The 13,242-nt window shown below is 71.5% G+C and carries 14 protein-coding genes and 1 pseudogene; 9 read left to right on the top strand and 6 right to left on the bottom strand.

All coding sequences use genetic code 11. The annotated features are described in order from the left end of the window. Positions 1-14: 14 nt before the first annotated feature. Both ACFYUS_RS24160 and ACFYUS_RS24165 read right to left on the bottom strand, forming a co-directional pair. Positions 15-212, bottom strand: a complete 198-nt coding sequence (locus tag ACFYUS_RS24160; protein ID WP_388855641.1) for a hypothetical protein — start codon at positions 210-212, stop codon at positions 15-17. Continuing rightward, the gene (locus tag ACFYUS_RS24165; RefSeq protein ID WP_388855644.1) at positions 212-406 is read right to left on the bottom strand and encodes a hypothetical protein; all 195 of its coding nucleotides are present in this window, start codon (positions 404-406) and stop codon (positions 212-214) included. Before ACFYUS_RS24165 ends, ACFYUS_RS24160 begins: the two co-directional genes overlap by 1 nt. A 118-nt stretch (positions 407-524) precedes the next feature. Here ACFYUS_RS24165 and ACFYUS_RS24170 point away from each other — a divergent pair, with 118 nt between their 5' ends. After that, positions 525-1,265 carry a helix-turn-helix domain-containing protein gene (locus tag ACFYUS_RS24170; RefSeq protein WP_388855647.1) on the top strand — a complete coding sequence of 247 codons (741 nt, stop codon included), beginning with the start codon at positions 525-527 and terminating at the stop codon, positions 1,263-1,265. 5 nt (positions 1,266-1,270) lie between these two features. Beyond that, positions 1,271-1,741: an NUDIX hydrolase gene (locus ACFYUS_RS24175; protein ID WP_388855650.1), complete on the top strand. Its 471-nt coding sequence runs from the start codon at positions 1,271-1,273 to the stop codon at positions 1,739-1,741. 61 nt (positions 1,742-1,802) lie between these two features. Here ACFYUS_RS24175 and ACFYUS_RS24180 read toward each other — a convergent pair whose 3' ends face one another. Both ACFYUS_RS24180 and ACFYUS_RS24185 read right to left on the bottom strand, forming a co-directional pair. Then, positions 1,803-2,039, bottom strand: a complete 237-nt coding sequence (locus ACFYUS_RS24180) for a hypothetical protein (RefSeq protein ID WP_388855653.1) — start codon at positions 2,037-2,039, stop codon at positions 1,803-1,805. A gap of 252 nt (positions 2,040-2,291) precedes the next feature. Next, a complete protein-coding gene (locus tag ACFYUS_RS24185; RefSeq protein ID WP_388855656.1) occupies positions 2,292-3,827 on the bottom strand; it encodes a recombinase family protein in 1,536 nt (511 codons plus the stop codon). Positions 3,828-3,870: 43 nt separating this feature from the next. On the opposite strand from ACFYUS_RS24185, the pseudogene ACFYUS_RS24190 reads away from it, so the two are divergent. After that, a pseudogene (locus tag ACFYUS_RS24190) lies at positions 3,871-4,006 on the top strand (exodeoxyribonuclease III); the annotation flags it as partial. Positions 4,007-4,009: 3 nt separating this feature from the next. On the opposite strand, the gene ACFYUS_RS24195 reads toward ACFYUS_RS24190, so the two are convergent. Further along, positions 4,010-4,645, bottom strand: coding sequence for a MerR family transcriptional regulator (locus tag ACFYUS_RS24195; RefSeq protein WP_388855882.1), 636 nt, complete (start codon positions 4,643-4,645; stop codon positions 4,010-4,012). A 197-nt stretch (positions 4,646-4,842) separates the two neighbouring features. On the opposite strand from ACFYUS_RS24195, the gene ACFYUS_RS24200 reads away from it, so the two are divergent. From ACFYUS_RS24200 to ACFYUS_RS24220, 5 genes are all read left to right on the top strand, one after another. Further along, a complete protein-coding gene (locus ACFYUS_RS24200; protein WP_388855658.1) occupies positions 4,843-6,366 on the top strand; it encodes a flavin-containing monooxygenase in 1,524 nt (507 codons plus the stop codon). Then, positions 6,363-7,280, top strand: coding sequence for an alpha/beta fold hydrolase (locus tag ACFYUS_RS24205; RefSeq protein WP_388855661.1), 918 nt, complete (start codon positions 6,363-6,365; stop codon positions 7,278-7,280). The genes ACFYUS_RS24200 and ACFYUS_RS24205 overlap by 4 nt, the downstream gene beginning before the upstream one ends. Continuing rightward, positions 7,277-8,167 carry an SDR family oxidoreductase gene (locus ACFYUS_RS24210; RefSeq protein WP_388855664.1) on the top strand — a complete coding sequence of 297 codons (891 nt, stop codon included), beginning with the start codon at positions 7,277-7,279 and terminating at the stop codon, positions 8,165-8,167. Before ACFYUS_RS24205 ends, ACFYUS_RS24210 begins: the two co-directional genes overlap by 4 nt. A gap of 109 nt (positions 8,168-8,276) precedes the next feature. After that, positions 8,277-8,462: a hypothetical protein gene (locus ACFYUS_RS24215; RefSeq protein ID WP_388855667.1), complete on the top strand. Its 186-nt coding sequence runs from the start codon at positions 8,277-8,279 to the stop codon at positions 8,460-8,462. Positions 8,463-8,566: 104 nt separating this feature from the next. Then, on the top strand, positions 8,567-9,064 hold the full coding sequence (locus ACFYUS_RS24220) for a GNAT family N-acetyltransferase (protein WP_388855670.1): 498 nt from the start codon (positions 8,567-8,569) through the stop codon (positions 9,062-9,064). Here ACFYUS_RS24220 and ACFYUS_RS24225 read toward each other — a convergent pair. Next, the gene (locus ACFYUS_RS24225) at positions 9,061-12,387 is read right to left on the bottom strand and encodes a S41 family peptidase (protein WP_388855673.1); all 3,327 of its coding nucleotides are present in this window, start codon (positions 12,385-12,387) and stop codon (positions 9,061-9,063) included. The genes ACFYUS_RS24220 and ACFYUS_RS24225 overlap by 4 nt on opposite strands. Positions 12,388-12,572: 185 nt before the next feature. Here ACFYUS_RS24225 and ACFYUS_RS24230 point away from each other — a divergent pair, with 185 nt between their 5' ends. Further along, positions 12,573-13,145 carry a TetR/AcrR family transcriptional regulator gene (locus tag ACFYUS_RS24230; RefSeq protein WP_388855676.1) on the top strand — a complete coding sequence of 191 codons (573 nt, stop codon included), beginning with the start codon at positions 12,573-12,575 and terminating at the stop codon, positions 13,143-13,145. The last annotated feature ends 97 nt before the right edge of the window (positions 13,146-13,242 follow it).

The following is a 13,242-nucleotide window of genomic DNA, read 5'->3' on the forward strand; positions in this document are numbered from 1 at the left end:
TCGCTTGGTGGACGTCACACGCGCTGTACGCCGCTGGGCGGGACCAGCCACTCTCGACCCCCGCCCTCGGGCCACAAGACCGCCATAGGGCTCTTCCGGCGCGCGCCCGGCAGCTCGGCGGGGTCCTCGTAGTCCCGGATCACGTCACGCAGGATGCCGACCCGTCCGGCGGCGTCCCTGACCGGCTTGCCGATGTCCGCTCGCGTGACCATCAGTGGCCCTCGGGGTGGCGCCGCAGGTAGACGTTGCAGTCGCTCACGGTCGTCCAGTCCCCCACGATCCGGGCGCGGCCCCGTACGGCGGCGAGCTCAGCGCAACCCGCGCACCCGTGGACAGGGTCCGGCTCCCGTTCCAGGTCCAGCGGCAGTTCGATCGGCGGGGCGCTGTAGCGCGTGGGCTCACTCATGGCGCGATGGTCGCGCCGGCCATCAGGACGGAGGAACCTCGTACGTTTCCCACTTCGGGACGTCCCGTCGCGTGTAGAACGTCCCTCGGGATGTCCGGAAGCCGAGGGGGGCGTAAGTATGCAGAACGAGCGACTTCGAGCCGTCATGGAGGCGGGCGGCTGGACACACGCCGCTCTGGCCGACATCACGGGCATCGACCCCAAGTCCGTGGAACGGTGGGTCAATCTCGGGCGTACTCCGCGCCGGGCAACGGCATTGGCGGCAGCGGAAGCGCTCGGGGAGGACGTGCATGCCCTGTGGCCGGCGCTCCGGCAGGCGCGTGCCGCACGCGCTGTCAGCCCCGAACTCGTCGCCTTGTACGGACAGCGGGCGGATCTTCCCGTGTCGGTCTTCGTCGATCTCCTCTCCCGGGCGCGGCAGCGGATCGACGTGCTGGTGTACGCGGCCGTCTTCCTGCACGAGGCGTACCCCCGCCTCAACGACCTCCTGCGCGAGCGGGCCGACGACGGATGCGCGGTCCGCATCGCGGTGGGTGACGCCGACGACCCCAACGTCCAGCAGCGCGGACGGGAGGAGAAGTTCGGCCATGGCATCGAATCCCGCTGCCGACTCGCGCTCCTGCATTACCGGCCCCTGGCGGACGTACCGGGAATCGAGCTGCGCACCCATGGAACGACCCTCTACAACAGCCTGTACCGCGCCGACGATCAGATGCTGGTCAACGCCCACGTGTGGGGCGTCAACGCTTACGGCGCGCCCGTGTGGCACCTCCGGCGCCACGGCGACGGGGGCATCTTCGACACCTACGCGGGGAGCTTCGACGCCGTATGGGAAACGGCCCACCCCGTGGAAGGCTGAGCACCGTGGCCCGAACCGAGTACTACGACGATCCGAACGCCCCCCGGCCGAACAGTCTGGTCGTGGCAGCCTCTGCCGTCGTCACCGATGGGGACGGCCGCGTACTTCTCCAGCGGCGCCGGGACAACGATCTGTGGGCACTACCGGGCGGAGCCATGGACATGGACGACTCCCTGCCCGGCACGGCCGTGCGAGAGGTCGAGGAGGAGACCGGCCTGGACGTCGAGATCACGGGCCTCGTCGGCACGTACACCGACCCCCGTCATGTCATCGCGTACAGCGACGGAGAGGTGCGCCGACAGTTCAACGTCTGCTTCACCGCCCGGGTCGTCGGCGGCGCCCTGGCCATCTCGGATGAGAGCACGGAGCTCCGCTTCGTGGCGCCCGAAGAACTCGACTCGCTCCCCATGCACCACACACAACGGCTGCGCATCCGGCACTTTCTGGAACACCGCGCCGCCCCGTACCTGGGATAGGCGCTACCGGTCGCGGTGGCGTCACCGCCCCAGCCGACTACCTGCACCGGCCAGCGGTGCATCAGGAGTAGAAGCCCTGGCCGTAGTCCTCCCGCCCCAGCGTGAAGTCGTCCGGACGATCACGACGAAGCTCCTCGTATCGCTGCGCGAAGATATCGATCGCCTCATGAAGCGTGCAGTCCAATGCTTCGCGGATCGTCATGAGCGCAGGGGTGATCCGCTGCTCCAGGATGTCGCGGTCCAGACTCTCGGGCAGATGCTCCATGATGCCGTGACCCTGCCCGGCGTGGATGGCCAAGCTTCGGGGAACAGGACAAATCCCCACAGAAACCCCCTGATCAGCCACGCGAGAGTTGCCGCTCCCAGGCGCTCTGGCAGGCGTAGAGGGGGGCGCCCCCTGGGGTGCGCCTGGCGGTACGGCGGCACGGGGGCCGCGATGACGGAGTGACAGATAGAGCCCCTGATCTGTTTTTCTCTTATTTTTCTATGCGCAATCAAAAAAGTAGGGAGAACCGTCACTCCGCCATCGCTCTGCCGCTGTGAGCGGTGCTCAGGCTGTCTGCCGCCGCTGTTCCCTCGGCCGGGGAAGGTCGATCGACAGGCGCTCCAGTGCGCGGCGCTTCATGTCCGCCGGGCGCCCCCCTCGCTGGCCCTTCGCGCACTCCAGGCGAGTTCCGGTGTCGAGCAGCATGAAGCGCCGTTCCCGGGCGTCGGCGATCCTCCAGTAGTCGGCGTAGGTCTTGCCCGTGGGGACCAGCTCCGTGCGTTCCTTCTGTACCGGAGTCGCTTCCAGGACCTCGGCGCGGCCCTCCAGCGCGTCCACCTGCTCCTGCCAGACGGCGAGGCCGACACGTGATCGCCTGGAATCGCGAACGGCATACAGCTCGCGGAGTTCGGTGGTGATCTCCTCCAGTTCGGGACGGGGGTCGTAACCGGGGTACGTCACCCGTTCCAGCGCGGGGAAGCCCCCCCACTCCTTCAGGAACTCCCGTTCCGCGTACTCCTCCACCCAGTCGGTCTTGATGGCTGCGGGAGCCTCGCAGGGAAGTCCCTTGGTGCGGGCCCGGCAGACGTAGACCGAGTAGTTGTGTGCGGGGACCCGGTACATGCGGCCCTTGCAGGAGGCGCAGTGCAGGACGCCGAGGAGGAGTGCGCCGGTGTCCTTGCGGCTCCCGATGGCCCCCTTGGGGCGTTCACCGAGCGCTGACTTGATCTGCTCGAACTGGTCTCGCGTCAGGATCGGGTCGGAGGTGATGGTCACCGGCAGGCCGTTGCCGTCCCGGACGACGGAACCCGCGTAGGTCTGGTGACCGAGGAGTGACGGAGACAGGAGTACGCGCTTGACGGTCTGGCCGACCCACTTGCGCCCCTTCGGGTTCCGCCCTTGCCGAACGTCGTTCCAGTCGCGAGGCGTCAGGATGCCTTCGCTGTTCAGATGGAACGCGATGGCGTTCGGGGCGCTGCCGTCCAGCAGCATCCGGATCATCGTCTCGATGGCTTCGACGCGCTGCGGGTCCTGGGCCAAGGTCCACCCCTCGCCGGCTGGACGCTGCACGGGCATGTATCCGTACGGAGGAAGCCCTCCGGAGTACCGTCCCATCGCCCGCAGTGCCGCATTGGCGCTCGTGACGCGCTCCTTGATGGCCTGGCTCTCCATCTGCGCGGCGAAGGCCAGCAGCATGATGATCAATTCGGACATGATCGAGGTCATGTCCAGCTCCAGTGAGCTGCCCCCCGGGCCCTCCGCGAAGACCAGCCGCTTGCCGTGGCGCTTCGCCCAGCGCGTCAGCTCGGCCATGTCTCCCATGGAACGGACGGCGCGGTCCAGCCGCCACCAGATGATCACGTCGAAGTCGTCGGGCCTGGCCAACCAGTCGCCCAGTTCCGGCCGTTCGAACGGAGTCGTTCTGGTGGCAGAGACGTCCAGATCCTCCGCGTAGCCGACGACCTCAGCCCCGAGGCGTCTGGCCTCCGCCACGCCGGCTTCCCGCTGGCGCTTAGGTGATGTCGATTCGTCGGCCCTGACGCTCAGTCGTACCGCGACGAGTGCCCGCAGGTGTGGGTGATCGTTATCCGTAAGGGTCATGCGAGTCCCCCCTCCCGGATCAAACTGTATCTTCATTTCAATGGGCTGGCGGATCGACTACCAGATCGCCACCCCCCGGACTCGCCGCCAAGGCCGTCAAGGCCCATGTCGAGCGGGCCGCGACCCATGAGGAGCGGTGGAGCGATCACGCTCCCGTGACCGCCGTCTACGAGGTCTAGGGGCTAGGGCCTGGGGCCGTCGGGGGCCTCGCCGAGCCGTCTGTCGAGCGCCATCGACAGCTCCGCCTCCACCACGCTCTTGGCGAGCGGGCGCAGCCGCCAGAGGTCGTCCCCGCTCGCGTGGGTGCGCAGGAGGTCGGTGAAGAGCTCGGCGAGGGCGTCGGCGTGTTCGCGGACGCGGGCGCCCGCCTTGAGGACCTCGGCGAGCGGGACGCCCTCCTTGACCAGGGCGGCGGAGACGTCGAGCAGCCGGCGGCTGATGTGGATGATCTCCTCGCCGTCGGTGACGAGGTAGCCGAGGTCGAGGGCGGCGGCGAGGTTCTCCGCGGTGACCTCGCCGGCGAAGTGGTCGGCCAGCTCCTCGGGGGTGAGGCGGACCGGCTCCTCCTCGGAGGGGGCGGGGAGGGCGAGGACCTCGCGGACGCCCCGCCCGCTCTCGAAGGCGGCGGTGAGGTCGGCGATGCCGTTGAGGGTGTGGCCGCGCTCCAGGAGGGCGGCGATGGTGCGCAGCCGGGCCAGGTGGCCCTCGTCGTACCAGGCGATGCGGCCCTCGCGGCGGGGCGGCGGGATCAGGCCGCGCTCGCGGTAGAAGCGCAGGGTGCGCACGGTGATGCCGGCGGCCGAGGCCAGTTCCTCCATGCGGTACTCGCGGGGCCCGCGTACGCCGTCCTGTGCGCCCGTCTCGGGACGTGATCCATCTGCCACGTCCGCCAGCCTATGTTGTACCGCCGGTAACTTTCCCTCGTCGTACCCCTACCGCTCGGTATGGAGCTGCTCTACAGTCCCGACTGTGCCAGTGATTGCTGGCGCAATGGGCCGGGCGCGCGGGAGGCGGCATGGCGAAGCACGAGCACGTACGGGTGGCGGTGATCGGGTCGGGATTCGGCGGCATCGGGGCCGCCGTCCGGCTCCGCCGCGAGGGGATCACCGACTTCGTCGTCCTGGAACGGGCCGACTCCGTGGGCGGCGCCTGGCGCGACAACAGCTACCCCGGCTGCGCCTGCGACGTCCCCTCGCACCTCTACTCCTTCTCCTTCGCGCCCAACCCGGACTGGCCCCGGACCTTCTCCGGCCAGCGCCACATCCGCGCCTACCTGGAGCACGTCACCGACACCTTCGGGATCCGCCCGCACCTGCGCCTGAACCACGAGATGCTGCGGGCGGAGTGGGACGCGGAGACGCTCCGCTGGGAGATCGAGACCAGCGGCGGCGCCTTCAGCGCCGAGATCCTCATCGCCGCCTCCGGGCCGCTCTCCGACCCGAAGACCCCCGACATCCCGGGGATCGCCGACTTCCCCGGCAAGGTCTTCCACTCGGCGCGGTGGGACCACGACTACGACCTGCGCGGCAAGCGCGTCGCCATGGTCGGCACCGGCGCCTCCGCCATCCAGATCGTGCCCGAGATCCAGCGCGAGGTCGGCAGGCTCACCCTCTTCCAGCGGACGCCCCCCTGGGTCATGCCCCGCATGGACCGGGCCATCAGCGGCATCGAGCGCCGGCTGCACCGGGCGCTGCCCGCCACCGCGACCCTGCGCCGGGGCCTCCTCTGGGGCATCCGCGAACTCCAGGTCGGCGCCTTCACCAAGCACCCGAACGAACTGGGCCTGGTCGAGAAGCTCGCCAGGGCGAACATCGCGCGCTCCATCAAGGACCCCGCGCTGCGGGCCAAGCTGACGCCCTCGTACCGCATCGGCTGCAAGCGGATCCTGCTCTCCAACACGTACTACCCGGCGCTCGCCCAGCCCAACGTCGACGTCGTGGCCTCCGGCCTCCGCGAGGTCCGCGGCTCGACCGTGATCGCCGCCGACGGCACCGAGACCGAGGTCGACGCGATCGTCTTCGGCACGGGCTTCCACGTCACCGACATCCCGATCGCCTCGCGCGTCGTCGGCGCCGAGGGGCACACGCTCGCCGAGTCCTGGAAGGACGGGGTGAAGGTGCTGCGCGGGGCCACCGCGGGCGGCTTCCCCAACTTCATGATGATCATCGGGCCGAACACCGGCCTCGGGAACTCCTCGATGATCCTCATGATCGAGTCCCAGCTGAACTACATGGCCGACTACCTCCGCCAGCTCACGGTCCTCGGCGGCCGCGCCGCCCTCGCCGTCCGCCCCTCCGCCGTCAACGCCTGGAACCGCAAGGTCCAGTCCCGGATGGAACGGACCGTGTGGAAGTCGGGCGGCTGCAACAGCTGGTACCTCGACGCCAGCGGCCGCAACACCACCCTGTGGCCGGGCACCACGGCCGAGTTCCGGCGCGAGACCCGGCAGGTCGACCTCTCCGAGTACGAGGTGATCCGCGCCCCCGAGCCGGCCCCCAAGCCCGCCCGGACCGACCGGAAGAAGGAGACCGCCCGGTGACGCTCCAGAGCCTTCCCGCCCCCCGCTCCCTCACCGCCGTCTCCGCCGACGGAACCCCGGTCCACGTCGAGGTGTACGGCCCCGAGGGCGCGCCCGCCGTCGTCCTCTCCCACGGCTGGACCTGCTCCATCGCCTTCTGGGCCGAGCAGATCCGCTCCCTCGCCGCCGACCACCGGGTCATCGCCTACGACCAGCGCGGCCACGGCCGCTCCCCGGCACCCGCCGCGACCGGCAGCACCGGCTACTCCACGACGGCGCTCGCCGACGACCTGGAGGCGGTGCTCGCGGCCACCCTCGGCCCCGGCGAGCGGGCCGTCCTGGCCGGCCACTCCATGGGCGGCATGACGATGATGGCCGCCGCCGGGCGGCCCGGCTTCCGGCAGCACGCCGCCGCCGTCCTGCTCTGCTCCACCGGGCCCTCCCGGCTGACCGCCGAGGCCACCGTCGTACCGCTCGGGCCCGGCGGCCTGCGCACCCGGCTGACCAAGGCCGTCCTCGGCGCGAAGGCGCCGCTCGGCCCGGTCAACGCCCTCTCGAAGAAGATCCTCAAGTACGCGACGATGGGACCGGCTTCGGCGCCCGGGCGGGTCGAGGCCTGCGCCCGGATCGTGCACGCCTGCCCGCGCGGCGCCCGCCACGGCTGGTCGCAGGTCCTGGCCGGACTCGACCTCGAAGCGGGGCTGCGGGAGCTGCGGCTGCCGGTGGCCGTGCTCGTCGGCACCGCCGACCGGCTCACCCCGCCCGTCCTCTCCCGTGCGATGGCGGAGGCGCTGCCGCACTGCACGGGCCTCGTCCAGCTGGCCGGCATGGGCCACATGACACCGGTGGAGGCCCCGGAGGCCGTCACCGCGCAGATCCGCGAACTGACCCTCACGTACCTGGGCGTGAAGGAGAACGAGGAGGCAGGGGCATGAGCAGGGTGAGCCTGGAAGGACAGGTCGCGGTCGTCACCGGCGGGGCCCGGGGGGTCGGGGAGCTCCTCGCCCGCAAGCTCTCCGCGCGCGGCGCGAAGATCGCGCTGGTCGGCCTGGAGCCGGAGCAGCTGAAGGAGGTCGCCGGACGGCTGCGCACCGAGGCCGACTGGTGGCACGCCGACGTCACCGACCACGAGGCGATGGCCCGGGTCGCGGCCGAGGTGAAGGAGCGGTTCGGGAAGGTCGACATCGTCGTCGCCAACGCCGGTGTCGCCGCGGGTGGCCCCTTCGTCGACTCCGACCCGGCCGCCTGGCGGCGGGTCGTCGAGGTCAACCTGATCGGCGGCGCGGTGACGGGCCGGGCGTTCCTGCCGGTCCTCATGGAGTCCCGGGGGTACTTCCTCCAGATCGCCTCCCTCGCGGCCCTCACGCCGGCCCCGATGATGACGGCGTACTGCGCCTCCAAGGCGGGCGTCGAGGCCTTCGCGCACAGCCTGCGCGCCGAGGTCGCGTACAAGGGCGTGAAGGTCGGCGTCGGCTATCTGTCCTGGACCGACACGGACATGGTGCGGGGCGCGGACCAGGACGACGTGATGAAGGAGCTGCGGCAGCGGCTGCCGTGGCCCGCGAACCGCACGTACCCCCTCGGCCCGGCCGTCGACCGGATCGTGGCGGGCATCGAGCGGCGCTCGGCCCATGTGTACGCCCAGGGGTGGCTGCGCGGGATGCAGGCGGTCCGCGGCTATCTGCCGAGCCTGATCGCCACGGTCGGGCAGCGCGAGATGCGGCGCTTCGAGCCGCGTCTGGGCGCGGTGTCCAAGGGCCTGGTGGGCGCGGGCGGCGCGGCCGACGAGCAGGCGCGGGCGGAGGGCCCCTCCGTGCGATAGCCGTCCGTAACTGATCGAAATGCGTGGAATGTTCGCTCGTGCAAGGCTGGTCGAGGCCGGAGAGGCACACTGCCCCGGCACCCTCTCACCCTTCTAGGAGTGAACTTCCATGGGCATGCAGGACCAGTTCAAGGACAAGGCCAAGCAGGCCGCGGACAAGGCCAAGCAGGCCATGGGCAAGGCGAAGGACGAGGCGTCCTCGCGTGCGTCCCAGGGCCGCGACCGCGCCGACGAGGAGAGCCGCCGGGCCCAGCAGGAGGCCCAGGACCGCATGGACCAGGACTACGACGCCTGACGTCGGTCCGTCCTTGAGGAAGGCGCACCCGGGGCCCCGGGTGCGCCTTCGCGTGCCGGAAAAAGTCGCGCATCCGGGCGCCGGATCTCCGTACGGTGAGCACCATGGCCGTACTTGAGCGACTCCGACCCGACCACGCGCCCGCCCTGCTCGCCTTCGAGCGGGCGAACCGGGCGTACTTCGCCGCGCGCGTGCCCGACCGGGGGGACGCCTACTTCGAGGAGTTCGACGCCCGGCACCGGGAGCTGATCGAGGCGCAGGAGGCGGGCGAGCTCCACTTCCACGTGCTGGTCGCCGAGGGCGGGGAGATCCTCGGGCGGATCAACCTCGTCGACGTGGACGCCGCGGCGGGCAGCGCCGAGCTCGGTTACCGGCTCGCCGAGAAGGCGACCGGGCGGGGGCTCGCCACCCGGGGGGTGCGGGAGGTGTGCCGGCTGGCCGTCGAGGAGTACGGGCTCAGCCGGCTGACCGCCGTGGTGTCCCTGGGCAACGACGCGTCGAGCGCCGTGCTCGCCCGGGCCGGGTTCGGGGCCGTGGGCGGCACGAGGCTCGACGACGGGGAGCCGGGCACCGCGTACGAGCTGGACCTGACGACCTTCTAGGCCGGTCGCGGGGGCAGTTTCGGGCGGGAGCGGTCCGGGAGGGAGTCGTAGCCCGGGGGGCTCGCGGCCGGGGTCTCGTCGAGGAGGGCGAGGGCGACGTGGACCGCGTCGTCGAGCTGGGCGTGCCGGCCCTCGGCCCAGTCGAGGGGGGTGCGCAGGACCGCGAGGTCGGGTTCGACGCCGTGGTTCTCCAGGGACCAGCCGTACTCGGGGAACCAGGCCGCGTTCATCGGGACCGTGATCTGGGTGCCGTCGCCGAGCCGGTGGCGGCCGGTCATGCCGACGACCCCGCCCCAGGTGCGCTGCCCGACGACCGGGCCGAGGCCGAGGAGCTTGAAGGCGGCGGTGATCATGTCGCCGTCGGAGGAGGTGGCCTCGTCGGCGAGGGCGACGACGGGGCCGCGCGGGGCGTTGGAGGCGTACGACACGGGCTGGGCGTTCCGCGTGAGGTCCCAGCCGAGGATCGTGCGGGTCAGTTTCTCTATGACGAGCTCGCTGATGTTGCCGCCGGCGTTGCCCCGGACGTCGACGATGAGGGCCGGCCGGGAGACCTCCATGCGCAGGTCGCGGTTGAACTGGGCCCAGCCGGAGCCGCCCATGTCGGGGATGTGGAGGTAGCCGCAGCGGCCGCCGCTGATCTCCCGCACCACCGCACGCCGTTTGGCGACCCAGTCCTGGTAGCGCAGGGGGCGGTCGTCGACGAGGGGGACGACGGCGACGCGGCGGGCGCGGCCCTCGCCCTCGGCGGGGGTGAAGGTGAGCTCGACGGTGGTGCCGCCGGTGCCGGAGAGCAGCGGGTAGGGGCCGGCGACCGGGTCCACGGGCCGGCCGTCCACGTGGGTGAGGACGGCGCCCTCGCGGATGCCGGTGCCGGCGAGCGGGGAGCGGGCCTTGGAGTCGGAGGACTCGCCGGGGAGGATGCGTTTGACCGTCCAACCGGTTTCCCGGGGCACGAGGTTGGCGCCGAGCAGGCCCATCGGCCGCTGGTAGTGCGGCGGTCCCTCGTTGCGGCGGGCGGGCGTGACGTACGCGTGGGAGGTGCCGAGCTCGCCCATCACCTCGCGGAGCAGGTCGGCGAACTCGTCGGGGGACGCGATCCGTTCGACGAGCGGCCGGTACTGGTCGAGGACGGCCGTCCAGTCGACCCCGCCCATGTCCGGCTCCCAGAAGTAGGCGCGGACGATCCGGCCGGCTTCGTCGAAGGCCTGCCGCCATTCGGCGCCGGGGTCGATCTCGTGGAGGATGCGCCGCAGGTCCAGGTAGACGGTGGAGTCGCCGTCGCCGGACTCGGTGGCGGGCACGGCCCGCAGTTCGCCGTCGTCGGCGACGACGAGCCGGGTGCCGTCGCCGCTGACCGCGAACCAGTCGAGGTCCTTGGCGAGTTCGGTCCTGCGGGCCTTGGTGATGGTGAAGTGCTCCAGGGTGGGCTTGCCCGAGGTGTCGGCCGGGTTGGCGAAGGTCTCGCCGAGCGCGCCCGAGATGGGCCAGCGCAGCCAGACCAGGCCGCCGCCGCTGACCGGGTGCAGCGCCGAGTACTTGGAGGCGGCGACCGGGAAGGGCGTGACCCGGTCGGGGAGCCCCTCGATCTCGACGGTGACGGTGCCGTCGGCGTTCTCGGTGTCGTCGTCGGCGGGGTCGAGGCCGCCGGCCGCCGGGCGCCCGTCGGGGAGCAGCGCGAAGGGGGAGGGCGTGGCGGAGGAGAGCGGGACGAGGTAGGGGCGGCAGCCGAGCGGGAAGGACAGGTCGCCGGTGTGCACGTCGTACACGGGGTCGAAGCCGCGCCAGGAGAGGAAGGCGAGGTAGCGGCCGTCCCGGGTGAAGACCGGGTTCTCGTCCTCGAAGCGCCCGTTGGTGACGTCGACGACGGTACGGGCGCCGGGTCCTGAGATCCGGGCCATCTTGATGGAGCGCAGGGAGCGGCCGATGCCGGGGTGGGACCAGGTCAGCCAGTCGCCGTCGGGGGAGAAGGCGAGGTCGCGGACGGGCCCGTTGACGGAGCGGATGAGTTCGGTGACCTCGCCGTCGGAGTCCTCGGTGCCCGCGGCGGCAGCCGCCTCTTCGGACACGGTCAGGAGGAGGAGGCGGCCGTCGTGGGAGGCGATCGCGAGCCGCTCGCCGTCCGGGTCGGAGACCATCTCCTCGACCCGGCCGAGGTCGCCGGAGGCGAGCCTGCGGGGCGGCCGGTCGCCGCTGGCGCGCGGGAGGGAGGCGACCTCGACGGCGTCCTCGCCCTCGGCGTCGGTGACGTACGCGACCTGGCCGCTGCTGCCGAGCATCTCGGGGAGCCGGACGCGGACGCCGGGGGTGTCGGTGATCGTGCGGGCGGGGCCGTCGCGGTGCGTCAGCCAGTACAGGCTGCCGCGCACGGAGACGGCGGAGGCCCGGCCGGTCTCGTCGACGGAGACCGCGTCGACGTGGTGGGCGGCGGGCACCTGGTAGGGGCGCCGGCCGACGCGCTGCCCGCCGAGCCGCACCTCCAGCCTGCGGGGGCGGGAGTCGGCGGTGAGGGCGTCGACGATCCACAGCTCGCCGGCGCACTGGTAGACGACCCGGCGGCCGTCGCTGGAGGCGTGCCGGGCGTAGAACTCGTCGTGGTCGGTGTGGCGGCGCAGGTCGCTGCCGTCGGGCCGGCAGGAGTAGAGGTTGCCGACGCCCTCGTGGTCGGAGAGGAAGGCGATCCGGCCGCCGACGGTCATGGGGGAGTCGAGGTGGCCGCCGAGGTCGGGAAGCAGTCGTTCCCCGTGGAGCCAGAGGCGGCCGGTGGCGCCGCCGAGGTACCGCTTCCAGGAGGCCGGTTCGTGCGGCGGCTTGCCGGTCAGGAGGAGGGAGCGGCGCTCGCCGCCGCTCTCGCAGATCGCGGGGTCGTCGGTGACGGCGATGTCCGAGACCGGGCCCCAGGGCAGGCGGAGGCCGGGGGAGCCGTCGGTGGGGACGGTGTAGGCCCAGGAGTAGTACGAGAAGGGCTGCCCGTGCGAGGAGACGGCGAGGATGTCGGAGCGGCCGTCCTTGTCGGGGGGCGTCCAGCCGCAGACCCGGGTGTCGGTGGAGCCCCAGTAGGTGAGCCGCCGGGCGGAGCCGCCGTCGATGGGGACGAGATGGATCTCGGGGTCGAGGCTGCGCCAGTTCGTGTACGCGATGTGCCGCCCGTCCGGCGAGAAGCGCGGGTGGCCGACCCGCGTCCGGTCGACGGTGAGGCGCCAGGCCCGGCCGGGGCGATGGCCCTCGGGGACGAGCGGGGAGATCCACAGGTCGTCCTCGGCGGCGAAGCACAGCAGGTCGTCGTGGAGGTGCGGGAAACGGAGATACGCGACGTCGTCACTCACCTGTTCATGCTTTCCGCGCGGAGGGGGTGAGGCAACTCGTACGTGTATGCGGGCGTCCTGTCCTGTGTCCTCTCCCGTGCGGGGCCGTGTGGCGCAGGACACGTACGAAACGGTTTCGTTTCGCTGAGGGGGTGGGTATATCGTCGTGGTGTACGAAACCGTTTCGTTCGGATCGGAGGCCGGCCATGGCACGCAGCAGACTCACTCCCGAGCGGGAGTCCGAGCTCTACGCGGCCGTGCTCGAACTCCTCCGCGAGGTCGGCTACGACGCCCTCACCATGGACGCCGTCGCCGCCCGCACCCGCTCCAGCAAGGCCACCCTCTACCGCCAGTGGGGGAGCAAGCCCGAGCTGGTCGCCCGGGCGCTGCGCCACAACAAGCCGGTCGACATCACCCAGATCGACACCGGCTCGCTGCGGGGCGACATCCAGGAGATGCTCGCCCACACCGACGACTGCCAGATGGACAAGGACGCCGCGCTGATGCGGGGTCTCGCCCATGCCGTCCACACCAACCCCGCACTGCACCGGGCGCTGCGCGAGCTGCTCATCGAACCCGAGATGAACGGCCTCGACGACGTGCTGCAGCGAGCGGTCCGCAGGGGGGAGATCGACGCCGGCAACCCGGCGCTGAAGCTCGTCCCGCACATGCTGATCGGTGCGTTCATCGCCCGCCCGCTGATCGAAGACCAGCCGGTCGACCGCGCCTTCCTCAGCGCCTACTTCGACGCCGTGGTGCTCCCCTCACTCGGCGCCTGAAGCACCAGAAGCACCAGCACCTGAAGCTCCACCTCTCCACCTGACGACGAACCGCTCACGCCGTCGGGCCGGCTCCCCATGTCCTGTCCCGCCCCAC

The organism is Streptomyces sp. NPDC004284, assembly GCF_042874035.1.
In the GTDB taxonomy this organism is placed as follows: Bacteria; Actinomycetota; Actinomycetes; order Streptomycetales; family Streptomycetaceae; genus Streptomyces.

Coding starts and splice junctions, on each gene's coding strand:
- ACFYUS_RS24215 (WP_388855667.1), top strand. CDS start 8,277: ATGGGCATGCAGGACCAGTTCAAGGACAAGGCCAAGCAGGCCGCGGAC.
- ACFYUS_RS24200 (WP_388855658.1), top strand. CDS start 4,843: ATGGCGAAGCACGAGCACGTACGGGTGGCGGTGATCGGGTCGGGATTC.
- ACFYUS_RS24160 (WP_388855641.1), bottom strand. CDS start 212: ATGGTCACGCGAGCGGACATCGGCAAGCCGGTCAGGGACGCCGCCGGA.
- ACFYUS_RS24220 (WP_388855670.1), top strand. CDS start 8,567: ATGGCCGTACTTGAGCGACTCCGACCCGACCACGCGCCCGCCCTGCTC.
- ACFYUS_RS24185 (WP_388855656.1), bottom strand. CDS start 3,827: ATGACCCTTACGGATAACGATCACCCACACCTGCGGGCACTCGTCGCG.
- ACFYUS_RS24165 (WP_388855644.1), bottom strand. CDS start 406: ATGAGTGAGCCCACGCGCTACAGCGCCCCGCCGATCGAACTGCCGCTG.
- ACFYUS_RS24195 (WP_388855882.1), bottom strand. CDS start 4,645: ATGGAGGAACTGGCCTCGGCCGCCGGCATCACCGTGCGCACCCTGCGC.
- ACFYUS_RS24230 (WP_388855676.1), top strand. CDS start 12,573: ATGGCACGCAGCAGACTCACTCCCGAGCGGGAGTCCGAGCTCTACGCG.
- ACFYUS_RS24210 (WP_388855664.1), top strand. CDS start 7,277: ATGAGCAGGGTGAGCCTGGAAGGACAGGTCGCGGTCGTCACCGGCGGG.
- ACFYUS_RS24170 (WP_388855647.1), top strand. CDS start 525: ATGCAGAACGAGCGACTTCGAGCCGTCATGGAGGCGGGCGGCTGGACA.